Genomic DNA, 18200 nt, shown 5'->3' on the forward strand with positions numbered 1-18200 from the left:
GATGAAGTGGTTCAGACCTTCACCGTCTCGTTTTTGCTGTCAGTTTGCTCACCCGACTCCGATGAATCCGTCGGTTCGCCCTGCCACAGCAGCTGCATTTCCGTGCTGGACTCCAGCAGTTCGGCAAGGCTGCCTTCCGCTTCGATGCGGCCGTCCTTCATCACGATGATGTGGTCGGCCTGCGCCAGCGCTGCCCGGCGGTGGGACACGGCGATGCAGGTGACGTCGCGCTCCTCAAAGAGACCCTCCCACAGCTTCTTCTCCGTTTCGACGTCGAGCGCGCTCGACAGATCGTCGAAGATAAACAGGTCCGACTCGGTCATCATCATGCGTGCTGTGGCAGCGCGCTGGATCTGGCCGCCGGACAGCATAACGCCTCTCGGGCCGACGAAGGTATCGAGACCTTTCTCCAGGTCCTCGATATCTTTCTCCATGACGGCCAGCCGGATCGCCCGGGCGAGCGCATCCGCCTCGGGCGGGCTGCCCTGGACGATGTTCTCCTGCAGCGTGTCGCTGAACAGCCGCGGAACCTGCGGCGTATAAGCGGACCGCGGCGGAACCAAGAACGCCGCCGGATCGATGTCGCGGCCGTTCCAGCGCACATCACCGCCCGATTTGGGCAGCAGGCCGAGCAGCGTGCGGACGAGGGTAGATTTGCCGGAACCGATCCGTCCGGTGATCACGACGAACTGGCCTCTTGTCACCGCAAAGTTCACATCAGTAATTCCGTTCTCCGAGCCCGGATAGGTGTAGGAAAGGTTCCGAATTTCCAGCGTTTGCAGCCGGTCGTCGGAGCTGCGCTCGACCAACGGCAGTTCTGGCGGCTCGCCGTAAAGGTACGTTTCGCTGAAATCCATGATCCGCTCCTGCTCCCCTGGCCGGAAGAGAACACTCATACGGTCGAGGGACACCTTAAGTCTTTTATGTTGAAAAACCATATATCCAAACAGAGAAATACTGAACGCAATATTGGTCATGTATGAGGTAAACAGGGCGAAATCGCCGACGGTAAACTGTCCGGCCTTCATCGCCGAGGCACACATGAGCAAAATAATACCGGTACAAATGCTGAGCACATGCTGATTGAGCGAGCGCATCCACTGCTTGAACAGGTTATCCTTCAGCGCCGCCTGCCGCCGCGATTCATTCAGTTCCACAAAGCGGCGGTGGACATGCTCCTCGGCCTGCCCCAGCTTCAGCGCCTGCACCGCGCCGAAAGACTCGGCAATGAAGCTGGTGATGCGCCCGGTGGCTTCGCGGTTCTGCTGGCCGTAGCGTCTCGCCCGGTTGCCGGACAGATTGTTCAGCAGCGTTACCGCAACCAGCGGCAGAATCGCGACCAGGGTGATCTGCCAGTTGATGCGGGCCATGATGACCAGGGAGATGATCGCAAACGCAAACCGTCCCCAGAAGTCGACCCAGGACTCCACATATTCGACCACTTCATCCACGTCTTCGCGGAACCGGCTCACGGCTTCGCCCGGTGAAGCGGGGAGGTTGCGTCCGGGCCAGCGCATGATGCCTTTCAGCATATTCGTGCGGAGAATCGCCTGGATGTCGTAAATATAGGTGACCCATTTAAAAAAGGCCCAGAAGAAGATGCCGGTCCGGGATATGCGGACGATAGCGATAAAGATGAGCGGGGCGACGAGCCACAAATAGTTATGCGACTCGCCGGTCGCTCGGTCGAAAAACCACTGCATACCAAGGCCCAGCAGCAGCGGCATGGAATGGAACAGCCCCCACAAGAGGCCGTTCACAATAAACAGCGAGATGTTATACGTAAACAGGCGCTGGATAAACCGGGTTACGGTCATGCCAAGTCCTCCTCTCGTCCGGTAATCAGCAGCTGGGCGTAGTGTGAGGTTGGGTCTTTCGCCAATACCTCCCGTTCCCCGAATTCAAGAATCCGGCCGTCGCCCAGCACCATAATGTGGTCGACCTGCTCCAGCGTGGAGAGCCGGTGTGCGATCACGATGCCCGTACAGTTCTGCATGAGCTGATCCACGGCAGACTGCAGCATCGCTTCGGTAGCGGCATCCAGCCGGGACGACGGCTCATCCAGAATCACCAGGCTCGGCTGGGTCAGAAAGACCCGTGTCAGGGCGAAAAGCTGCGCTTCCCCGGCGGACAGCGAGGCGCCGCCGGCCTTCAGGTGCGTATCCAGACCTTCCGGCTGCGAGTCGATCCATTGCTTGAGTCCGAGCCTTTCGGTCGTGCCCAGAATATAGTCGTCCGATATGCTGCCGTCAAACAGCGTCAAATTGTCCCGGAGCGTCCCGTCAAACAGCTGCACGTCCTGCGTGACCATGCCGACCCGGCGGTACAGCGCTTCGAGCTTCAGGTCGCGGATGTCTACGCCCCCTACCCGGACGGTGCCGCTGTTGATATTGTACAGGCGCAGCAGGACCCGGCTGAGGCTCGACTTACCGCTTCCGGTACGTCCGATGATGCCCAGACGCTCGCCGGGCCGGACGGTGAACGTAATATCGTGGAGTACCGGCTTATCCGGGTTATAGCTGAAATGGACATGGTCGAATTCCAGACCAAGCGCTCCGTCAGGCAGCGCCGTTTGCGTTCCTTCCATGATCTCGGTGCGGCTCGCCAGCAGCTCCTGGGAGCGCAGCATGCCGGATTTGGCCTTTTGGAATTCCTGAACCTGATCCCCGAGCTGCTCGATCGGATCGTTCAGCATTTGGGTGTATTGATAGATCAGGAATAGCGTTCCGAGCGATATTTGGTCAGTCAGAAAATAATGAACACCGAGCATCAGCACCGCCGTCACGGCGATGGCGAACAGCACGACCGTCGTATTCCAGGGAATGACGCGCAGCATCCAGGCTTTGCGACCTTTGAGGAACACATTTCGCATAGAGCGGTAGAAGCGGTTCATGACGTACGGCACGTTGCCGTTCGCCTGAACGTCCTCAATGCCGGCGATCCGTTCCTCGATCAGGCCGAACAGTGCCGCGCTGGCACCGCGTTCATCTTTGGAGGAAGTGACGCCCAGATTGCGGATGAACACCATGGCCCCAATAGATGCCAAAGTGAACAGGGTCATGACCGAGGCAATCGGCCAATTGATCGTAAACATATAGCCGAGAATGCCGGCAAGGAGCACGAAGCTGCCGATGACTTTAATGATAAACATGGCGAAAAAGTTCGACATGTTGGTAACGTCCCCGTCGATCCGCTCGATCATTTCGCCCGGCGTTTTCAAGTTGTGAAACCGCATGTCGAGCCGCAGGCAGTGCTTCAGCAGGTCGCCGCGCAGCTGGTTGGTGGCGCGCCAGGACACGTCGTTGCCGAGATAGCTGATCGCCACGGTCAGGATCTGGTTCAGTACGGCAAAAACCAGGTAAATCCCTGCCAGCACGAGCAGGCTCGAGACGATGCCGTTCGCGGCGGCCGTGTCGATAAAGCGCTGCACGATCTGCGGATTGACCAGCTGCGCCCCGGTCGAGGCGAGCAGCAGAATAAGCAGCAGGAGCAGCCGCCCCCGAACCGGCTTCAAATATTTCAGCAGCCAGGACATCGACGGCTTTGCGGATTGTTGCATGGTAAAACCCCCCAATTCCAAACGAAACCTTATGTATGGTGACTAGCTTTCGCCCGGCTTTCATAATTGACCGGATGCAAATAATATCCATCATACAATAATTTGGAAGTGTTTCAAGATAAAGTTTGACTAAATCCAAACTTTATCGGCGTTTTGTCTCAGGGTGGCTGCAAGGCTTGCAGTGCGTGCCATCCCCCTTGCCTTCAGGCGTAGCAGGCGGATTCATGCTGAAGAAACGAAGTGGTCCCCTTTATTCCCGGATTTCAACCTTCTACCCGTTCCATGGAAATCTGGGAATAACAGGGATCGGAAGCATGATCCGCATGCGGAGCCCCTCCAGTTCATATTGAGTTCACATTACAGGTTTAATCTTAGTACCGTTCACAAGCTCGGCACTGCTTGTTGCAGGCCTGGCCGGTGACCCAGAATCAAGGGAGGTATGAAGATGGAGCCCATCATTCGCGTAGAACAATTGCGAAAACAATATAAAAGCAGCAAACGTCCGGCCGTGGACGGGATCAGTTTCGAGGTGGGGCGGGGCGAATTTTTCGCCTTCCTGGGCCCGAACGGAGCGGGGAAAACGACGACGATTTCGATCCTGACCACCACGCTGTCCAAAACCGAAGGCACGGTTATGATCGCCGGCTATGACGTGGAGAAGGAAGCGGCGAAGGTACGCCGGAATGTCGGCATTATTTTTCAGAACCCGAGCCTGGACCTCGATTTGACGGCGGAAGAGAACATCCGCCTCCATGTCAGCATCTATGGCGTTTATGCCTACCGGCCGTTCTACAGCATGATGCCGAAGGAATACAAGCAGCGGATCGAGGAGCTGGCCGCCATCGTCGGCATTCACGACAATTTGTTCAAGAAGGTCAAAGGCTTCTCCGGCGGGATGAAGCGCAAGCTGGAAATCATGCGCAGCTTGATGCACAAGCCGCAAATTTTATTTTTGGATGAGCCGACGCAGGGGCTGGACGCCTCTGCCCGCCAATCGCTGTGGGCCTATCTGCAGAAGATCCGCAAGGAGGAAAACATTACGATTTTCCTGACGACACACTATTTGGAAGAAGCGGAGGAAGCCGACCGGGTATGCATGATCACGCACGGCAAAGTGGCGGTGCTCGGAACGCCGGAAGAGATCAAACACAAGCTGCTGGGTGACAAAAGCATGCTGATCGATGCCGGCGACCGGAAGGCGCTGCGGGCGGAGCTGGAGGAGCTTCAGGTTTCTTTTACCGAAGAGGAGCAGTGCTTCCGGGTCCGTTTTCAGGATAAAACGCCGCAGTCCCTCGTAGCCCGTCTGCAAACACCATTAAGCCGGATGGAAGTGCACCAGCAGACGCTGGAGGAAGCCTATCTGAGCCTGGTGCAGCAGAGTCAGAACGACGAATCGAGAAAGGGGGCGGTCTAAATGCTCATGACCAAAGCGCAAAAGGAAAGCAACGCGGTCGTGGCGATCGCCGCACGGGAAATTACGAAGGGAATCAAAAATCCGGTACTGATGATCGTGAGCATCGTCTTTCCGATCATTTTCATCGGCATCTTCGGTGGAAGCCTGTCGCAGAACATGGCCGGCAATCTCGGCTACAATTATTTGCAGTTCATGATGATCGGCATGATCGTGAACAGCGTGTTCACGGGCCTTATCACGGGGATGAGCTCCCTGATCGAGGAAAGGAACCAGAATTTGACGCAGGAGCTGTATGTGTCCCCGATCTCCAGGTATTCCATTATCCTCGGTAAAATGATCGGTTCCAGCTTCACCAGCATCGTGGGGCTGATCGGCATTCTAATCGTTGCGCTCCTGATGCAAATTCCATTAGGCGGCATGCATATTGTATGGCTGTTTCTCATTACGCCGCTGTTCTGCCTGATCGGCGGATCGCTGGGTATTTTCTTCATCGGGTTTGTCCAAGACAGTAAGACGGCGGATATCGGTTCGATGCTGCTCGTTATGCCGCAGATGTTCCTGTCGGGAGCGATGATTCCGATCCAGCATTCCACCGGCATTCTCGGCTTTCTCGCCCATATTATGCCGATGACGTACTGCATCGATTTGGCCCGGGCGGTGTTTTATTCCGGGACGCCGGTCTACTCGCAGATCGTGCTGTACCATCCGGTGACAGATCTGCTCGTGATGGCCGGATTCTTCCTGGTCTTCACGATCGTCGGCACATTGATGTTTACGAGATCGGAACGGAATCGGTAAAATGCAGGTAGGACGAAAATGGCCCCTCCGGTTGGGGCATGGACGCACGGAACGCATGAGCGCGAACTTTCGCGTTCATTTCATATCTATTATAGAAAGGAGTGGGGCGACTTGGCTCATATACTGGTTGTCGACGACGATCCTCATATCCGGGAGCTCGTCAGCCATCTGCTGAAAAATGAGGGCTATACGATAGCGGAGGCGGCGAACGGAAATGAAGCCTTGGAGGCAATGGAGTCGTTCAAGGCCGATCTGGTCATCCTCGATATTATGATGCCGGGCATGGACGGCTGGGAGCTGTGCCGTGAGCTGGATGCGGCCTATGACATTCCGCTGCTGATGCTGACGGCCAAGGGCGAGACCTCACAGAAAGTCAAAGGGTTTGAGCTCGGGACCGACGACTATCTCGTCAAACCGTTTGACCCGCTCGAGCTGACCGTCCGGGTGAAGGCGCTCCTCAAACGTTATAAAATATCGGCCTCGCAGGAAATTCAGTTTGGCGACGTGCGTCTGAACCGCAAAACGTACGAATGCTACGCAGGATCGGCTGCGCTGACGCTCCCGCTGAAGGAATTTGAGCTGCTGTTTTTGCTTGGCAGCTACCCGGGCAAGACGTTTTCCAGGGATCAAATCATTGAACATATTTGGGGCTATGACTATGAAGGTGACGAACGGACCGTCGATGTGCATATCAAGCGGCTGCGGGAACGGTTTGCCGACCAGCAGGACCGCTTTCAGATCCGCACGATCCGCGGCCTCGGCTACCGGCTCGAGGTGCTGTCATGAAGGAGCGGGAGCAGGGGCCGGTTGATGCGTTCCAGGCTGACGGTACCGAAGCCCGTTCCGGGAACCTGGAGCGAAGCGGGCCGGATCGATCCAGCACACAGCGGGAACGGATTCAGCGCCGCCGTCTGGATCGGGAGCAGAACGAAACGTGGCAGCATCTGAATCACGCGAGGGGGACGAAGCCGGAGGACCGGCAGGAGGCCCGCCGGCTCAAGAAGGAAGAGCGAAGAAGGAAGCGGAAGGAAGTCGCAAAGCGCAGAGAGAATGAGATTCGGGGCATGGACGGTGAGCTGCCGAACTTTTGGCTGCGCGTCCGGATCATCTTTTTCATGATCCTTGTGCTGTCAGCGCTCGTCGTCTGCTGGACTGCGGCGTTCTATATAACTCACGGCCTTCGCTGGCACATATCCCCGCTCTTGCGGCAGCTGCTGAATTCCGTGCTGGGATTTGTCATTTTCGGCGTTTCCATCTCGATTATTTCGCGATTTGCGAAGCGGAGACAGTCGGAGTTTTACCAATTGGTCATCGATGCGCTGAAGCGGATCTCCAAAGGCGACTTCAAGGTGGAAATTCCGGTGTTCGGTGAAAACGGCCACTGGGGCGGGATTGTGAAGGGGATCAACAACATGGCCGCCGACCTGAACAACCTGGAGCATATGCGCCAGGAGTTTATATCGAACGTGTCCCACGAGATTCAATCCCCGCTGACTTCGATCAGCGGCTTTGCCCGCGTCCTGCGCGAGGAGAACCTGAGCCCCGGCCAGCGGGATCATTATTTAAATATCATTGAGGAAGAGAGCGTGCGGCTCTCCCGGCTGTCGGAGAACATACTGCGCCTGGCGTCGCTGGATTCCGACAAGCATCCGTTTCACGCTGAACCAGTCCGGCTGGACAAACAGCTGCAGATGCTCGTTCTCGCCTGTGAGCCCCAGTGGCAGGGCAAGGACCTCGATATGTCTGTAGAGTTTGAACCCGTGACGATCGAGGCGGATCGGGATTTGCTCAGCCAGGTCTGGGTGAATCTGCTCCACAATGCGATTAAGTTTACGCCGGAGGGCGGAACGGTCCAGGTTTTTCTCGAGGAAAGCGGGCAGGAAGCCGTCGTGCGCGTCAGGGACTCGGGCATTGGCATTTCGGCCGAGGACCTCGAGCATATTTTTGAAAGATTCTATAAAGCGGATAAATCAAGAACCCGCTCCGGCGGGGGAAGCGGGCTGGGACTATCGATTATTCAGAAAATCGTGCAGATGCACGGCGGCAGCGTCTCGGTCCAAAGCGCTCCGGGAGAAGGCACGGAGATGACGGTCCGGCTGCCTAAGACAGCAGACCGAGCTGCCGGGCCGTAACGAGCGCCTGGGTTCGCGAGGATACGCCAAGCTTTTCGTACAGGCGGGATAAGTAGACCTTAATGGTCCCTTCCGACAGAGCCAGCTCGGCGGCCATCTCCTTATTGCTCGCCCCTTGGCCGATCAGCCGGAGCAGCTCGGATTCGCTGCGGCTCAGCGGCTCGGCCGAGGCCGCCGGAGCTGCAGCCGCAGCCGCCGTCTCCTGCATGGCCACGGGGAATAGCCTCAGAAGCGTACGGACATAATCCCCGGATACTTCCCCCGGGAGCCCGGCCCCAATGTCCTCATGGCTTCCACCGGACTCTCCGCGAATGACGGCCGCCTCATACCGGCCAAGCAGCGACATCATCGGCTTGCCCTCATCCACAAAACTCCGGATATACCCGTTCTTTTCTCCCAGGAACAGGGCGGTATGGAGGTGGCGGAGGGCGGCCGTTTTTTGCCCCAGCTGTTCCTTCAGCAGCGCCTGCAGGGTATGGTTCTCCACGATGCCGGAAACGAGCTGCTCGCGCTCCGATTGGGGCAGCAGGTGCTCCAGAATCCGCAGCGCCTCGTTCTCCTTCCGCTGCTTGCCAAGCAGGCGCACAAGCGTCATCATTTCATACTCCCGCTGAAAAGTCGGCTTGTCTTTGGCGGTCAGCCCCAGCCGGGCCATCAGCTTCCTGGCGGCCGGCATTTGTCCGTCTGCAAGATGCATGCGGACTTTGAATGCCGTCAGCAGATGGACCCAGGGCGTGCCCCAGCCGGCAGAAGATGAGAGCGGGGCATCCAGCACTTCGTCGATGACGTCATGCGCCAGAGCGGTCCGGTCGTCCGCAATGAGCAGACGGGCCTTCATGAGCAGCATGGGAACGAGCAGTCCCGGTACGTTTAATTTTTCGGTCAAAGCTGTCATCTCCTGGAGCATCTGGCGGCACTCGCCGAGACGGTTCCATTCATAATATCCTTCAACGAGCGACTGCTTTACATAGAGATGAATGAGCGACCCCTGCCAGCCATGGGCGGCGAGCACACCCATAAACAGCGTGCCGATTTTTTCCGTGTCCGCCGACAGAACTCCTTTTAGCCCCAGAGCGGTCCGTCTCACAAGAGGCTCTGTTTTGTTGTAGTTAAACATATAATAAGTCGGGTCAGCCGGGAGGATATCGTCCAGCATGGTCCCGATGAAGGCAAACCAATTCGTGAAGTCTCCGCTGGCGAACATCAGATTGGAACGGACGAACAGGATGCCGCTCTGCAGCTGCTTCAGCCGCTCCGATTCCTTCAGCGTTCGGGTCGACGCCTCCAGTGATCCGAGTCTGGCTTCAGCCTGGCCGAAGTGCCCGGTGAGCACCAATACGAACGCGTACAGGAGCGACAGCTCCATAGACAGCTCATAGGCTGGCGGGAATCCCTCGAACCAGCGCAGCAGGACGGAAACTTCCCCGCGCTCCAGCACGGCTGGAATATGCTGCTCGAGCAGGCGGCCCGCCTCGGCGTAATCTCCGGCAGCCATGGCGTGGTCTACGGCTTCGTCCAGCAATCCGCGGGACGCAAAGCCCCGGCTTGCCAGCCGGTTCAGCCGCAACCACTCATCGGGCTGATGCCGCTTGAGGTGTTCCCGGACAAATCCGGCGAATAAATGATGGTAGCGGAACCATTCATGCTTCAGGTCCAGCGGGATGAGAAATAAATTGAACCGGCGGGCCGCGTCAAGCTTGTCCCCGCTGGCAGGGTCGCCCGTGAGCAGGCTGCATATGCCTGCATCCATCCGGTCGAGAACGGCCGTCGTCAGCACGAACGATCTCAAGTCGGCAGGAAGCTGCGCAAGTACCTCCTGAAAAAGGTAATCGGCCACATCCCGGTGGTCTCCATAGAACCCTTCGATCCATCGGTCTACGTCTTCCGCCGCTCTTAAAGAGAGCGAGGCCAGCTGCAGACCGGCTGCCCATCCCTCGGTCCGTTCCGCAATCCGGTCGATCTGCCGCGGGGTCAGCCGCATGATGCCGGACTTGTGGTAGAACTGCTCGGACTCGTCCCGGGTAAACTGGAGCCTGTCGGCGTCAACGACGATGCATTCCCGCTTGGAGAGCCATTTGGATGCAGGAAAAGGTACTTCCTTGCGGCTCGCGACCGTCACATGAAGGGTGGGGGGCATATAGTCGATCAGGTAAGACAAGCCGTTATGGATGCGGTCATCCTCTATCCAATGATAATCATCCAATATGAGCTTTACAGGCTCGGCCAGTCCATAAAGTTCATTCATTAACGCATCCAGGAAGGCGTCTGCCGACAGGGAAGGCAGGGCATCGGCCAGTTCCAGCATTCGCAGGGCTGCCGGGGCCGGCAGGATTTCCGCCAATGCAAACGCCGCATAGCGCCAGAACCGGACCGGATCGTTGTCACGGCCGTCCAGCGCCAGCCAGGCGCAGTTGACGCCTTCGCTTTGGGCCCACTGCGTCAACAGGGTGGTTTTGCCTGAACCGGCAGGGGCGTAAATCAAAGTGAGTCTGCCATGAACTCCACCCGACAGAGATTGAAGCAGGCGTTCCCTCTCGACCAAGCCATCCTTCGGAAAGGGCAGGGTGATTTTTGTTTTTAAGATGATTGCATCGGTCCGCGTGATCATTGTATCCTCCAAATTTCCGACAAAATGGATGCCTTTTCCGTACTTTTTCTCTCATTATATAAAAAAACGGCCGATCCGTTAACTTTCGTTAATCGCCAAAGGCCTGTTCTTCGGTTAAAATATGCGCAGATCGGAACGTGAGACGATGAGCCGGTCACCCCAATTAACCAAACAACGCCATTCTCCCCACACAGGGTCCCTGCTTCTGGGTCCTAGATCCCCCTCCCCCACAACTCTGCCGCGAAGCTCCCCGGAAACCGGAAACGGTCCCCCTGCCGGATTCCGGCGTTATGCAAAAACAGCCAATCAGAGCATGCTCTGCATTGGCTGTTTTTGGTTAGGGAAGATGAATGGATTTGATATGATCCGTGTGAAGAAGGATGGTTTGGCCTCCCGCCTCGATCAGCTCTATAATATGACTGTCTACTTTTTTGAGGAGCCCGGCTTTGAGGGGAGATTCACCCAAATCGAACACGACCAGACCATTCTGGAATTTTTCAAGCTGCTGTTCCAAGTTCCGCGATAGGGCCGGTGTTCCCGGCTGCACGGGAAAATGCGAATCGCTCAAATCATAGGGGGTCATATTCGGAGGGTACGGAGACAAATATTTTACATGGTGCAGCGGGATATAGATGGTATGGTGAACAGGGGAGTAGAAAAGGAAATAATCATTCATAATGCTGGTTACATACCCATGAATCGAGCTGGCACCGCCAAGATGGATTTCCGTAAATATGCCTCTTGCATTCATCAGCATCTTGCGAAAAGAAATATGGGCATGGTCAAGAACGGGCTCTTTGTTGGCTTGAGACGAATCCTCGGCCTCCTCCATGACCTTCATGTGCTGAAGATGGTGTACCGGCGTGTAAATATATTTGTTTTCCGAGTAGAGGACCAAAATATCGCTGCCGACATCAATGAGTTCACCGATGATCGGGATTTTATAGCCCGAGATCTTTAATTCTATTGTTTTTCCAAGTAGAGAACGGATGGACTCCATAGCTTGCCTCCTTTCATATGACATATTGAGTCCAGAGATAAAGGCTGGCGAGGCTGACGATTAGACCGACAGGTATCACAATGAACGTAACGCGCATATACTGCTTCCATGTGATATGAATTTTGCTGCTTCTTAACATGAACATCCATATCAAGGTAGCGAGGGTTCCGACGGGCGTCAACAGCGAACCGATGTCGCTTCCGATAATCGTTGCCATGTAAGCGAGATGGACATGCTGCGGATCAAGTCCCATGCCGAGCACCGCTAAGGTTCCGATCATGACGGACGGCAGGTTATTCACGATATTGGACAACAGGGTCAGCAAAAGTCCGAATGCGGCGATCAGACTGGCTTCACCCATGCCGGCAAAAGGTTGTAATCCGTTGATTAAAGCAGCGGTTAACCCGGCGTTATCCAGGCTTTTGACGATAATATAGATGCTGAAGGCGAACAGCAGGATATGCCAAGGCGTCTTCGTGACGATGTCTTTGATCCCTGTTCTTGTCCGATACCAGCGGACGAAGACGATGAGGGCAGCCCCGGTAATCGCGACATACTCGAGCGGTATACCCAAGCTTGCTGCTAGAAAGAAACCTGCCCGGAAGAGGACTACGATGCAGATGCTGACACGAAACAGCCACCAGTCGATTTGGGTTCTGGATTCGGTTGGCTGTTGAAGCGGGTGTATGTTAACTAATGAATAATCACGGGCGGGGTTACGGGAGATGGTAACGGGTATCTGTTTGCGGAAATAAAGGTAGAGCAGCATGGCGATCGTAGCGATCCCGATCATGGAGGGGACGAACATAATTAGGGTATAGCTGTTCAGGTCCAGGCCTACGATATTAAGCGCAATGAGATTCGCGAGGTTGCTCACGCCGATCGGTGCGCTGGATGCCGTTGCGATGAGTGCGCCGGAAAGGAGATACGGTATTTTTTGATGCGGCTTTAATTTCAGCATCGAGCAGATTTGAATAATGATGGGCGTTGTGATCAGGATACTGCCATCGTTATTAAAGAAAATCGTCATTAGAAAGCAGAGCAGGATCACGTACCAGAACAGTTTCCGGCCGGAACCGTTTACCCGTTCAATCAGGTTAAGAGCAACCCAGCGAAAAACACCGACGCTGTCCAGCACCAGGGACATCACGATTGTAGACAGAATCGTCACAGCGGCTCCGGAAACGATGTTGAAGATGGTGATCAGGTCCGTTAAAGGGACGACCCCGGCGGCGAGCAGAATAAATGCTCCGGCAGTGGTTGAAATGGATTCGTTGATTCCGCGGGGACGCCACATCAAGAAAATGACGGTGATGGCAAATACGCCGACTGTTAGCCACATTTGGTAGTCAGACATTTACTTTGACTCACCTCCCAGGGGGAGAACACTGGATACTGGCTGAATGACTGGATCTGCGGTCCGTGTAGCTTTTCCTGGACGAATCATCCAGTACAACGGGATTCCGGCAAGTAAAACTGCAATAAATACATACATGGTTTATTCCCCCCTTTGTGGATTGGATTCAACGCGAAGGGTCTATTTGGTTGATTGCAGTCATGGCTTATTTACCGATTTTGCGCTTGCGTACCGTACGTTTAATCGTTTTGGTCTTTCTCCAGGATCTGTTAGCCCATTCCATGGCCCCTCTTGTCAGATTGCCTTTGGTATGGTTGCCGCGGGTTTTGTTGCCACGAGTTTGATTGCCACGAGTTTGGTTGCCACGAGTTTGGTTGCCGCGGGTTTGATTACCACGAGTTTGGTTGCCGCGAGTTTTGTTACCTCTAGTTTGATTGCCCCGGGTTTGGTTGCCTTTGGTTTGGTTACCGCGGGTTTGGTTGCCTTTGGTTTGGTTGCCTTTGGTTTGGTTACCTTTGGTTTGGTTACCTTTGGTTTGGTTACCTTTGCTTTGGTTGCCTCCAGACTGATTGCCTTTAGATTGGTTTTTGTTACCGCCGCTCTTGTTCTTGTTTCCTCCACTGGTGTTCGAGCCGATGACCATAACGGATTTTACATGGAATATCGGAATACTGATGACTTCATCTTTTTTGGCTACCACCGTCAATGTGGATTGGTTCACATCCGCAACCACACCTTCGACTTTTTCAGGGCCGCCGCGGTTAATCTGTACGCGTTGGTAGCGGAGCGCGTGCAGCAATCCAGCGAAGTTTCCTGCCATAATCGGGTTCACCGTCATGGCTTTTGCCCCTCCGGATTTGCCTGTGCTGCTGATGCTTTTGATATGGGTGCTGTTGACATAGACGATGCCTTCTTTCGTCGCAACGGCCAGGTAACCGTTTTGTATCCCCACCAGAACACCTACGATCGAGTCCGGCCCGCCGCGATTGATTTTCACCTCGCTCCCAATGGAGTTCATTGTGTTAAGACCTGCTAACGACATACCAATTACCCCTTCCAAGATAGTTTGGATAGTCTCATGAAGGGCTTTATTTGTCCTTCGAGTCTATCTGTAATCTATTTATATGTGTCTTGCAAAAAAGGGGACTAGCCGAAAATACTAGATTATCCAAAATCAAACCGGAGTCTATCTTTCTATGTCTGCCGAATAGTTTTTACACTAGAAAGGCGTCAGCCCTTACGTGAACTGCCGGCGCCGCATAGGTTGAACAAAGCCTAAATAGGGCAAATGATCACGCCGTGTTCAGCCCCAGTGGGCCGGGCAGGCCGTAGATCAGGCGATTCAATCTAGAAGGGCGGTTACGGCATGGGTCTGCCTGTATACCGGATCGAGTTAAAGGATTCGGCGATGAAAAAGCTGGAGAGCAACATATGGTCCGATTCGTTTGTCAGTGGAACGATGAGTATGGATGGCCGGAGGACTCCGATTCGCATTCGTTACCGCGGGGGCCATACCCGTGAATATCCGAAAAAATCCTATGAGATTCGGACGGCCAAGGCGACGTACCACTTTAACGCGGAGCACGATGATCCGTCCCTGATGAGAAACGCCCTTTCATTTCATTATTTTAATGTGCTTGGCGTTCCCAGCCCCTCGACGAAACACTGCGTGCTTTATATGAATGGAAAGAAAGAAGGGGTGTATTTAAGAATCGAGGCGGTGAAGTCCGCTTTTTTCCGCAAAAGGGGGCTCCATGCACGAAGCATCATCTATGCGGTCAATGATAATGCTGACTTTGCCATGCCGGAAAAAAATGCGAAGTCGAGCAGATTGCTGTCAGGATACGCTTTCATTAAAGGCGGCGAAACGGACAGGAACCGCCTCAGCGACTTCATCCGCAGCATTAACCGAAAAAAAGGGACCGATCTAAGCGATTATCTTCGGCAGCGACTGGATATAGACAATTACTTGCGCTGGTTATGCGGGGCTGTGCTGACCGGAAATTACGACGGGTTCCTCCAGAACTATACGATATTCGAATACGGCAAACGCAATAAGTATGGAATGATCCCTTGGGATTATGAGGGCACATGGGGCAGAAACTGCTATGGTAAAGCTGTAAACTCCGACCTGGTCAGGATTAAGGGATACAACGTGCTGACTGGAAAAGTGCTGGCTTACAAGGCGAACAGACAGAAGTATAAGCGAATCCTTGAGCGGGCACTGGAATCCACCTTTACCGTATCCCGCCTGATGCCTGTGGTCAGGAAAATGCACAGCGCCATTGCTCAGGATATCTATGATGACCCTAAATATAAGTGGGATGTCGGTATCTTTGATACGGAACCGGATGTCATCAGGGAATATATTGAAGACCGGCGCCGGGATATCAAGAATGAAATGGAGCAGCTTTGAGCGAGCCGTGGCTCCCCCGGCTACATAACACAAGCCCTGGCACGCTTACACGTACCAGGGCTTGCTTCCCAGGGATTTGCCCCCGCTTCAGATCATTTTCTGATGTAAATGATTTAAATAGCGCCAGCGCGTGATCCAATAATAAACGACCTGGATCGCCAGGAACGTGGCGAAGATGGCCAGCGTATGCGAAGCGACGGAGAAGTCGACCAGCTGCTGCAGGGCCAGAAAGGCGACGCTGCTGTGGATAACCGCCACCAGCATTGGCAGGAAGAACATCAGCAGCAGCTGCCTCGAGACGGTTCGCCCCAATTCCCTCCGGCTTAATCCCACCTTAGAGATCATCCGGTACTGCTCTTCGTCCCGGGCCAGGTCGGCATAGAGCCGGAAGTAGATGAAGCTCGCAGCAAAGGTGAAGAACACGATCCCGACGAGCCCGCTGACGATCAGCAGCAGGCCGTTTAACTGCCGGGACTCGACCCAGTCAATGACGAGCGCCTGGAAGTTGTAATTCATATTTCCCGACTCATCGACGTCATTATTAATGGTGTCGCGGAGCTCCTGCGCCATGCGCAGCGTGTGGTGCCAGTCCGGAACGACAAACTGCACAGAGACGATCTTGAGCAGATTGCCGGCGTTTACCTTCGCATAGTCTGCATCGGACACGACATACACGTTGGTGGTATTGGGTACGACGATATGCGGCAGCGCTTTGAGCAGATGCAGGGTCATTTCCGAGCCTTCCTTTGTCAGGGTCAGACTGTCCTGGGTTAATCCGTCCAGCTTGAACTCGCCTGTTTGCGTGACCGTCGAGGGCGTTGCGAGTGCTTCCCCTTCACGAAGCGTCTCCTGCTCGTAACCGAGGGCCGCAGCCAGACGGTTATAATCGTCCAGCTTGATCAGCATGAACCCGTTATCCGAATAAGTCGGGATATAAGATACTTTGCGGTAGTCAAAACCCTCTCTCCGCAGCGTGTCTTCAATGAGGCGGACATGCTTCTGCTCCAACGAATTTTTATGGTCCGAATCATTGTATGAATCGTACGTGAACGCATACGGATTCTTCATCGCGGCGAGCCCGGGGTCGCCAATGGCCAGCGCGGTGCCGATCCCGGTAAAAGCGGTAGCGGAAATGACCGCAACCATGAAGAACATGACCGCATTGTCCCGCAACCGGTAGATCAGCTCGGAAATCGTCAGCAGGTTCGTCCGCTTGAGGAAGATACGGGGCCGCTTCTTCATCGCTCTCATTACGTACACGCTGAGCTGGGTGAACAGAAAGTACGTGCCGACGATGACCAGGTCCACGCCGCCAAGCAGCAGAGGGAATGAGAACATCCGGCGCAGCACGAACAGGAACACGCAGGCGTAGCCGAGTATGATCAGCAGCGCCGACAGAACGGACAGCAGGACCGATGCTTTCGGCTCAGGCTTGGGCTTATCCTCCGCTTTGATCAGCTCGATGAGCGTGCCCTTCCGGGTCATCACCGACGTGAAGGAAGCGACCAGCAGGAAAAGAAGCAGGTACGCCCCGGCCGTCAGCAGGACCGCTTTTCCCGGCAGGTAAAAGGGCAGCCCGTCGACGATCGCCAGCATCGAGGCGGAGATGAGCAGGATCAGCTTCGAGAACACGGCCCCGACGATGATCCCGGCGATAATAGCTGCAACACCGATTGCGATATTTTCAATAAAAAGCATCCGGTTCAGCTGTTTGCGTGACATGCCTAGCAGGAGCAGAATGCCGAATTCCTTTTTACGCAGCTTGATAAACGAAGATGCTGAATACAGCAGGAAAAAGAACGAGAAAATGAACACGATACATTGGGACACCCGCAGCCCCATCGTGCCGAGCATGCTCAGCGTTCCGCTGGAGGACACGATATTTCCCTTCAGATCGGGATGAAAGAGCAGCAGGGCATAGATGAAGAAAATCATGACCGAAAAGGCGCTGCTCAGAAAATGGGCGACGTACGCGCGCTTGTTCCGGAAGACGTTATTAAAGGCGAACTGGCGAAAATTCATGTCCGTTCCCTCCCAGCAGCGACAGCACGTTGATGATCTTTTGGTAGAACGCCGCGCGGTTATCCCCGTCATGGATTTCGTTGTACAGCTGGCCGTCTTTGATAAAAATGACGCGGTGACAGTAGCTTGCCGCCACCGGATCGTGGGTGACGAGCAGCATCGTGGCCCCGTCCTCCTGATTGCGCTTCTCGAGAATTTCCATCACGTCGCGCGCTGCCTTGGAGTCCAAGTTGCCTGTCGGCTCGTCGGCCAGCAGCAGCTTGGGCCGGTGGATTAGCGCCCGCGCGATCGCGGTTCGCTGCGCCTGCCCTCCGGATATCTCGTAGGTTCGCTTATCCAGGATCGGGGTAATGCCAAGTTTCTCAGCTAGAGCGGCGACCCGTTCGTTCATTTCCTGCACGCCGACGCCATCGAGCGTTAACGGCAGTATAATGTTCTCCTTCACCGTCAGCGTATGAAGCAGATTGAACGACTGAAAGACGAAGCCCAGCTCCCGGCGGCGGAACAGTGCCAGCTGATCCTGGGACAGGCGGTACGGATCCTCTCCGCCGATGCGGATTTCGCCCGAGGTCGGGCGGTCGATGGTCGACACGATGTTCAGCAGGGTCGTTTTTCCGCTGCCGGACGGCCCCATAATGCCGACAAACTCGCCTTCCTGAATCGTTAAATCGATATTGGACAGAGCCTCGTAGGAAACCATGCCTTTATAAATTTTGCCTATATTTTTGGCGGATAAAATGTCCGTCATCCGAAGCACTCCTTCTCTTCAACCCGGACACCTGCCCGCGCGCGGGAGAGCGGCGGAGCCGGCGGTCTGTTCAATTTTAGGGCCCCACAAGATCAGTGATGGCGCATCGATGTAAAGGGATGCTTTGCGGGGTTCATCTAGGTCCA

The 18200-nt window shown here is 55.0% G+C and carries 13 protein-coding genes; 5 read left to right on the forward strand and 8 right to left on the reverse strand.

The annotated features are described in order from the left end of the window. Positions 1 to 11: 11 nt before the first annotated feature. Entirely contained in the window at positions 12 to 1817 is a 1806-nt protein-coding gene (locus tag KI379_RS21795) for an ABC transporter ATP-binding protein (RefSeq protein ID WP_212984902.1), read from the reverse strand. Then, the gene (locus tag KI379_RS21800) at positions 1814 to 3559 is read right to left on the reverse strand and encodes an ABC transporter ATP-binding protein (RefSeq protein WP_212969606.1); all 1746 of its coding nucleotides are present in this window, start codon (positions 3557 to 3559) and stop codon (positions 1814 to 1816) included. Before KI379_RS21800 ends, KI379_RS21795 begins: the two co-directional genes overlap by 4 nt. 445 nt (positions 3560 to 4004) lie before the next feature. On the opposite strand from KI379_RS21800, the gene KI379_RS21805 reads away from it, so the two are divergent. From KI379_RS21805 to KI379_RS21820, 4 genes are all read left to right on the forward strand, one after another. Beyond that, positions 4005 to 4973 carry an ABC transporter ATP-binding protein gene (locus tag KI379_RS21805; RefSeq protein WP_145161773.1) on the forward strand — a complete coding sequence of 323 codons (969 nt, stop codon included), beginning with the start codon at positions 4005 to 4007 and terminating at the stop codon, positions 4971 to 4973. After that, positions 4974 to 5771: an ABC transporter permease gene (locus KI379_RS21810; protein ID WP_089549290.1), complete on the forward strand. Its 798-nt coding sequence runs from the start codon at positions 4974 to 4976 to the stop codon at positions 5769 to 5771. Between the two features lie 111 nt (positions 5772 to 5882). Next, entirely contained in the window at positions 5883 to 6557 is a 675-nt protein-coding gene (locus tag KI379_RS21815; protein ID WP_076173037.1) for a response regulator transcription factor, read from the forward strand. Beyond that, on the forward strand, positions 6554 to 7903 hold the full coding sequence (locus KI379_RS21820; RefSeq protein WP_306433695.1) for a sensor histidine kinase: 1350 nt from the start codon (positions 6554 to 6556) through the stop codon (positions 7901 to 7903). The genes KI379_RS21815 and KI379_RS21820 overlap by 4 nt, the downstream gene beginning before the upstream one ends. Here KI379_RS21820 and KI379_RS21825 read toward each other — a convergent pair. From KI379_RS21825 to KI379_RS34130, 4 genes are all read right to left on the reverse strand, one after another. Beyond that, complete coding sequence (locus tag KI379_RS21825; protein WP_212984903.1) at positions 7872 to 10511, reverse strand: LuxR C-terminal-related transcriptional regulator; 2640 nt, start codon at positions 10509 to 10511, stop codon at positions 7872 to 7874. The two genes, KI379_RS21820 and KI379_RS21825, sit on opposite strands and share 32 nt — an antisense overlap. Before the next feature lie 337 nt (positions 10512 to 10848). Next, complete coding sequence (locus KI379_RS21830) at positions 10849 to 11511, reverse strand: DUF2642 domain-containing protein (RefSeq protein WP_105445215.1); 663 nt, start codon at positions 11509 to 11511, stop codon at positions 10849 to 10851. A gap of 13 nt (positions 11512 to 11524) precedes the next feature. Further along, positions 11525 to 12868: an arsenic transporter gene (locus KI379_RS21835; protein ID WP_212984904.1), complete on the reverse strand. Its 1344-nt coding sequence runs from the start codon at positions 12866 to 12868 to the stop codon at positions 11525 to 11527. Positions 12869 to 13073: 205 nt separating this feature from the next. Further along, a complete protein-coding gene (locus KI379_RS34130) occupies positions 13074 to 13910 on the reverse strand; it encodes a hypothetical protein (RefSeq protein WP_244879400.1) in 837 nt (278 codons plus the stop codon). 324 nt (positions 13911 to 14234) lie between these two features. Here KI379_RS34130 and KI379_RS21845 point away from each other — a divergent pair, with 324 nt between their 5' ends. Then, on the forward strand, positions 14235 to 15284 hold the full coding sequence (locus tag KI379_RS21845) for a CotH kinase family protein (RefSeq protein ID WP_212984906.1): 1050 nt from the start codon (positions 14235 to 14237) through the stop codon (positions 15282 to 15284). A gap of 87 nt (positions 15285 to 15371) precedes the next feature. On the opposite strand, the gene KI379_RS21850 is transcribed toward KI379_RS21845, so the two are convergent. Further along, entirely contained in the window at positions 15372 to 17306 is a 1935-nt protein-coding gene (locus KI379_RS21850; protein WP_212984907.1) for an ABC transporter permease, read from the reverse strand. Further along, positions 17281 to 18054 (reverse strand): ABC transporter ATP-binding protein, encoded by a 774-nt coding sequence (locus KI379_RS21855; RefSeq protein ID WP_076173030.1) that lies wholly within the window; start codon positions 18052 to 18054, stop codon positions 17281 to 17283. The genes KI379_RS21850 and KI379_RS21855 overlap by 26 nt, the downstream gene beginning before the upstream one ends. Positions 18055 to 18200 lie beyond the last annotated feature (146 nt).

Source organism: Paenibacillus cineris (assembly GCF_018333335.1).
Lineage (GTDB): Bacteria > Bacillota > Bacilli > Paenibacillales > Paenibacillaceae > Paenibacillus_AQ > Paenibacillus_AQ favisporus.

Coding starts and splice junctions, on each gene's coding strand:
- KI379_RS21820 (WP_306433695.1), top strand. CDS start 6,554: ATGAAGGAGCGGGAGCAGGGGCCGGTTGATGCGTTCCAGGCTGACGGT.
- KI379_RS21830 (WP_105445215.1), bottom strand. CDS start 11,511: ATGGAGTCCATCCGTTCTCTACTTGGAAAAACAATAGAATTAAAGATC.
- KI379_RS21855 (WP_076173030.1), bottom strand. CDS start 18,054: ATGACGGACATTTTATCCGCCAAAAATATAGGCAAAATTTATAAAGGC.
- KI379_RS21810 (WP_089549290.1), top strand. CDS start 4,974: ATGCTCATGACCAAAGCGCAAAAGGAAAGCAACGCGGTCGTGGCGATC.
- KI379_RS21845 (WP_212984906.1), top strand. CDS start 14,235: ATGGGTCTGCCTGTATACCGGATCGAGTTAAAGGATTCGGCGATGAAA.
- KI379_RS21835 (WP_212984904.1), bottom strand. CDS start 12,868: ATGTCTGACTACCAAATGTGGCTAACAGTCGGCGTATTTGCCATCACC.
- KI379_RS21795 (WP_212984902.1), bottom strand. CDS start 1,817: ATGACCGTAACCCGGTTTATCCAGCGCCTGTTTACGTATAACATCTCG.
- KI379_RS21850 (WP_212984907.1), bottom strand. CDS start 17,306: ATGAATTTTCGCCAGTTCGCCTTTAATAACGTCTTCCGGAACAAGCGC.
- KI379_RS21800 (WP_212969606.1), bottom strand. CDS start 3,559: ATGCAACAATCCGCAAAGCCGTCGATGTCCTGGCTGCTGAAATATTTG.
- KI379_RS21825 (WP_212984903.1), bottom strand. CDS start 10,511: ATGATCACGCGGACCGATGCAATCATCTTAAAAACAAAAATCACCCTG.
- KI379_RS34130 (WP_244879400.1), bottom strand. CDS start 13,910: ATGTCGTTAGCAGGTCTTAACACAATGAACTCCATTGGGAGCGAGGTG.
- KI379_RS21805 (WP_145161773.1), top strand. CDS start 4,005: ATGGAGCCCATCATTCGCGTAGAACAATTGCGAAAACAATATAAAAGC.